Annotated in this window: 4 protein-coding genes and 1 pseudogene; 1 reads left to right on the top strand and 4 read right to left on the bottom strand. The window is 32.2% G+C overall.

Going from position 1 to position 5,411, the window contains the following annotated elements:
* The 4 genes and pseudogenes from ACK2M2_RS16095 to ACK2M2_RS16080 all read right to left on the bottom strand — a co-directional run.
* Positions 1–2,379, bottom strand: a 2,379-nt coding sequence (locus tag ACK2M2_RS16095; protein ID WP_419349872.1) for an ATP-dependent helicase, incomplete at its 3' end; no start/stop codon positions are given.
* 2 nt (positions 2,380–2,381) lie between these two features.
* Positions 2,382–4,043, bottom strand: coding sequence for an ATP-dependent DNA helicase (locus ACK2M2_RS16090; protein ID WP_296283352.1), 1,662 nt, complete (start codon positions 4,041–4,043; stop codon positions 2,382–2,384).
* A gap of 75 nt (positions 4,044–4,118) precedes the next feature.
* On the bottom strand, positions 4,119–4,445 hold the full coding sequence (locus tag ACK2M2_RS16085; protein ID WP_004730431.1) for a DUF4236 domain-containing protein: 327 nt from the start codon (positions 4,443–4,445) through the stop codon (positions 4,119–4,121).
* Positions 4,446–4,633: 188 nt separating this feature from the next.
* Positions 4,634–4,717, bottom strand: a pseudogene (locus ACK2M2_RS16080) (Fic family protein); the annotation flags it as partial.
* A gap of 264 nt (positions 4,718–4,981) precedes the next feature.
* Between ACK2M2_RS16080 and ACK2M2_RS16075 the strand changes: the two are divergent.
* On the top strand, positions 4,982–5,377 hold the full coding sequence (locus ACK2M2_RS16075) for a hypothetical protein (protein ID WP_419349870.1): 396 nt from the start codon (positions 4,982–4,984) through the stop codon (positions 5,375–5,377).
* Positions 5,378–5,411: the final 34 nt, after the last annotated feature.

Genomic DNA, 5,411 nt, shown 5'->3' with positions numbered 1-5,411 from the left:
TACATCTGATACATCTGATACATCTGATACATCTGATACATCTGATACATCTGATACATCTGATACATCTGATACATCTGATACATGTAACTGATTATTAGTTGAGATTTTCTCTGAGCTGAAATTGACTGCTGTTACGTCAGCTGCAGAAAATTGATAGCTTTTACTGATAGTTCTTTCTTTAATAGGAGGATCACCAAATTGGATAATATAATTTGCATCAGTCACTGCCTTAATTGTTACTAGACCAAATTTATGATGTTTGACTTGATCCCCAATATTTAATTCATGTTGAGCTGTTGTATCTCCTGATGAATGTGCAAAATCTTTAAGTAGAGATTCGATAAATTTTTGAGTTAAAGGAGAGGGCTCATTCAATAAACTTCGATCAAAGTCAAACAAGAAACGTGAAGGGATTTTATTCGATCCTCTTTCAGTAAGGCCTTCAGATTCAGTGATGTACAATAAGTCTTCAGCACGTGTGAAAGCAACATAAGCTAATCTACGATCTTCCTCTAGTTTGACTCTATCTGAAAGAGATTTTGCGTTTGGTAAAGATCCATCATTAAAATGAGGTAAAAAAACAGCTTTAAACTCTAGGCCTTTAGAAGAGTGGATGGTCATAATTTGGATTTCATCTTTTTCTTCATCTTCATCAGCTTCACGAGTATGTTCATTAAGAATATCGATGTATTCTGATAATGGTACATCTTGCTGCCTGCGAATTTCGAGTTGTAAAACTGAATCAATTAAATCTTCTACATTAATAATGCGTTGCTCGTTAGTACCTTCTCTCAAATAGTTGAGATATCCTGATGCTCTTAATACATTATGAATTAGGGTCGAAAGTTTTGTTGATGTTTTTTTACTTCGCATGAGTTCTATGACTTCAATATATTCTCTGGCCGAAGTTTTATTGAAATCAGGATCATTAGATTGTTGTAAGTATTTAAGAGCTTCGTAATAACTACAAAGTTTTAGATCTGAAGTCTGCTCAATTTTTTTTAATAAGATTTCTCCTACACATCTTTTGGGTTCTTTAATACTTTTTAAAAATGATTCATTGCAATCATTTTCTATCATTTTGATATAAGCAATAGCGGTTTGAATTTCTTTTTTCGCATAGAACTTTATACCATCAGCAATAGTATAGGGAAATCCAGCTTTAACAAAAGCACTTTCAATTGGTTTTTTTGAACGATGTGAACGGACGATAACAGCAATATTCTTCCATGAATATGGAGTATTTTTACCTTTTGCTTGATATGTTTTTTCCTGAATGATTTTATTAATTTCATCAACAATAAATTGCATTTCTTGTTTATCTTTTTTGCAATGAAAATGTGTGACATCTTCACCTTTACCACGTTTAGGAATGCTCGATTTATCTATACGTATCTCATTTTTTGAAATGAGTTGATTTGAAACTTCAACAATTTGCTGAGTTGATCGATAATTCTCATAGAGCTGCAAATCTATAACATCAGGAAAGTTTTTATTAAAATCTAAAAAAACAGAAATGTCTCCACCCTTGAACGAGTAAATAGACTGATCAGGATCACCTACGACAAAAAGATTATGATGTTTACCTGCCAAATAAGAAATTAAAGTCTTTTCACGAAGGCTACTATCTTGAAATTCATCCACCATAATGTATTCAAGGCGAGTTTGCCATTTATCTAATACATAGGGATCAGTTTCAAACAAATATAAAGTAAACTCTAGTAAATCAAAGAAGTCATAGTTTGCATATTCTACTTGTCTAGCTAAATAATGACCTAAAACATCAGAATAACGTGAGATTTCATCTGCTAGGTATCGATAATTTGGTTGGGATAATAAATTGCTTAATTGGTGATTAAAGTTTAAGACGTTTTCTGCATAAGTATAATTACTTAATCCTGTCATTTTAGTGACATAAGGAAAATTTGATTTATATTGAAAAAGAGCCATTTGTAAAGATTTTAGTTCGCCATCTTTTATGGTGAGATTTAAATCTTTGTAAATATCTCTGAAGGTTTTTTCTAATTTATTATCATCGATAATCTCAAATTCTTTTTTTAAGTGTAGGCGATGAGCATCTTCACGAATAACTTTATAGCAAAAACCGTGATATGTACTAATTAAAGCACCTTCTAGATTGGTATTACTGATATCTCTAATGCGTTTTTTCATCTCATCAGCAGCTTTACGAGTAAAAGTAATACATAAAATATTATCAGGGCTTATACCATCAATGTCAGTTAGATAAAGATAGCGACTAACCAATGCGCGAGTCTTACCTGAACCAGCTCCTGCAGTTAAGCGAATATACCCTTCAGTGGTTTCAACGGCTTTGCGCTGTGATTCATTAAGTTCATCTAAAAAGCTAGTGTTCATTTTTAATTCTCCACCAAAGACGTATCAACAAAAGTATTCAATAAAACTTCTAATTCTTTGGAATGAATGGACTGTTGCATAGCCATGAGGCGAGTAATTTTCATTTTGCCATTTCGATAGATTTTAAAACTAGTATTGATATTATCTTTATGGATAAAGAGCTGAAGTTCATATTCAAGAGGTTTAGTTGATAACAATTGAAAGCCATTCTGATTTAATTGACTTTGGATTTTAACTATTAATGTGTCGAAAGGTTTTTGAGGATCAAAGGCCTTATTATTAACAGGGCAATTAATTAAATAAGCATACTTTTTTGACCGTGTTAAAGCTGTATAGGTCCATTTAAATCCATTTAACGTTTTTAAGTCATTTTGAGGGCGAGCTAAATTAATATATACATTTTCCCATTCACCTCCTTGAGCTTTATGACAAGTCATAGCATAGCCAAAACGTAGATATAAGGCATTTATATAAGGATCATTTTGAATCGCTTGTTTATATTCAGGAGTACCACGTTTTAAATGAGGGTGGCGTTGTTTGAAATGAATAACTAAAGCTTGAAGCTCTTTAGTAGAAGTTTCGTTTTCTTCATTCCAAATTTTGTGATGTAAAACTTTACATTTGATACTAGCAAATGAATCTTCTTTTCTTAATTCAATATCCTGAAATTCTAAAGTGATAGGAATAGGACTTTCTTGTTTTTGAGGAATATTGATTGTAGAACTTTCTATAACTCCCAAATTTTCAATGATAAAAAAATCACCATTATAAAAATATTGAGAATTGATCCAAGAGTTTTTCATCAAAATAAGACGTTCTTTCTTTTCTAATTTTCTAGGGTTTAAGTTTAGAAGTTCTCTAAATTTAAGATTAATGTTATGAACATCTTTATTGGTATAAGATAAAAATATTGAGTTATTGCCATAATCCCATAGATATTTCTCTAAAGCATCATCCATATTTAAATGCTGAATTTCATCATAATCTATATCAATAGGAAGTTGTAAAAAATCCTTTTTTTCTAATTTATCCCTTAATGCCGTTGATGATTTTAAAATAGCACTGTCTTGAAGTTGGCGATGCACTTCGTTTAAGTGTATATGCTCTATATTGTTTGTCTCAAAATACTGTTGTAAATACTCTATATTGAGTACTTCAGCTTTCGATACATTAATAGGTGGAAGTTGGGATGGATCACCGACAAGGATTAGTTTACGATTTGAATTTAGTAAATCTAAGTGATCAGTTAAATCCTTAAATAGATTTCCAGAACCAAATTGGAGAAAGTCTTTTTCACTCGTTGCTTCATGTGAAAGCATGGAAGCCTCATCAATAATGACTACAGCCTTGTCTTCTACTTTTTCTTCTACTACTGAAAATTTTAAAATTTCAGGAATGTCTTGAGGTGACTCATCATCTTTTTTATACAAAAAAGAATGAATAGTGGTCGGAGCTATTTCAGTCTCTTCAAAAACATGATTTTGTAAATTGTGTGCTGCTCTACCCGTTGGCGCTAGTAAGTAATAGTCTAATTGGTGGCTATTTAAATACGTTACAATTTCTTTAATTAGAGAAGTTTTTCCAGTTCCTGCACTGCCAGTAATAATCAATACTTTTGAAGTAGTTGATGTCAAAAAATCTCTTATCTGATTTTGAATATGCATATTCTTAATTTTGAAAATGAAGTTTCGAATTAGTTTATGGTTAACGGTATATTTTGACTAGTCATTAACTCATTATTAGAAAAAAACAGCACCTATTAAGAAAGCAAATATTACAAGAAGGCTAATCATAATTATTTTTGTTGGGTTAATTGTCTGTTTAGTGTTCGGTTCGGCTGACGAGGGAATGGAAGGAGATTTTGAATGTGTATCTATGCGAGAAGGCAATTTCTGTGAATATGACAGACCTGTACCAGGAATACCAACAGTAGCCTGTTTCCCTTTTTTTGAAATATTGACAGATGCTCCTGGTTTTCCAATGGTTACACTGTTAAGCCCATTTTTAGAAATATTTAGCTTAATACCTGGAATAATTTTGATACTTTTTTTAAATCGGAATGACATGATTTCATCTAATAAAGTTTAAGTTTTAAGGATTTTATTCTATCGTGAATGAACAATCCAAACATTAAATAGCTGTAAAAATTCTAGTCCCTTTTTTATTGGATATAAATATTTGTTCAAACCTAAGGTTTTAGATATTTTGTACAAGCTACCGTACAAGCTACCGTACAAGCTACCGTACAAGCTACTTAAATTCCTAAAACAACCTGATATGGTTTAAATCCATCTAGTACAGCATCAGCAACAAGTTCAATAAATGCTTCGGTCTTTCCAGAATTAGAAACACATTTCAAGATGTTATTAAAAGTCTCATATCTGAGGCCCCTGATCCAGCAGGAAATAGATGGCGTTTTAAGACCATATCTGAAGGGGCTGAAGCAATTGGAGTCGGTCGACTGGTCAACATTGCAAGACAGCGAACTGAGCGTAAACAACGTATTGAAAACGCTAAACGATTTAAACAAGAAGTAGAGTTAATAAGACAGCAGTCATCTAAAAATAGGATACAACATACAATCACTGATGCTCTAGTCCAGATGGAGAAATCATTTCCCAAGCTCGATTTAAGTGAAGCTAAGCGTCTGGCTGGTTGTGCAGAAGTCTTTTTACAAGATTTCAATTCATCTGGTACTACCAAGAATGAGCAGCATGATTTGTACCTTGATGGTTATGAGTTTCATCTTGAGCGATGCATAGAATCACTCAAGCAACAACTCAACAATAAAATTTATATAGGAAGTGACTTAGATGTGCTGATAAAGTTTGCGATGACTGTTGAAATGCATATAGATCAAATCGAATCAGATACGTTATCTGAATCTTCACTTATCTTTTATCATGATGCTCAGTTGAAAGTATCTAAGTTAGTTCAAGATTTTAGAGCTCATATTGAACCGTACCGGGTTTGTCGGAGACTTTTTTATTTAAGTTAGGCCACCTGACCTAACGGGTTAATCTTATCATAGT

This window comes from Acinetobacter sp. TY1 (genome assembly GCF_048551395.1).
Classification (GTDB): Bacteria; Pseudomonadota; Gammaproteobacteria; order Pseudomonadales; family Moraxellaceae; genus Acinetobacter.
This window is presented reverse-complemented; position numbering and strand designations above follow the sequence as displayed.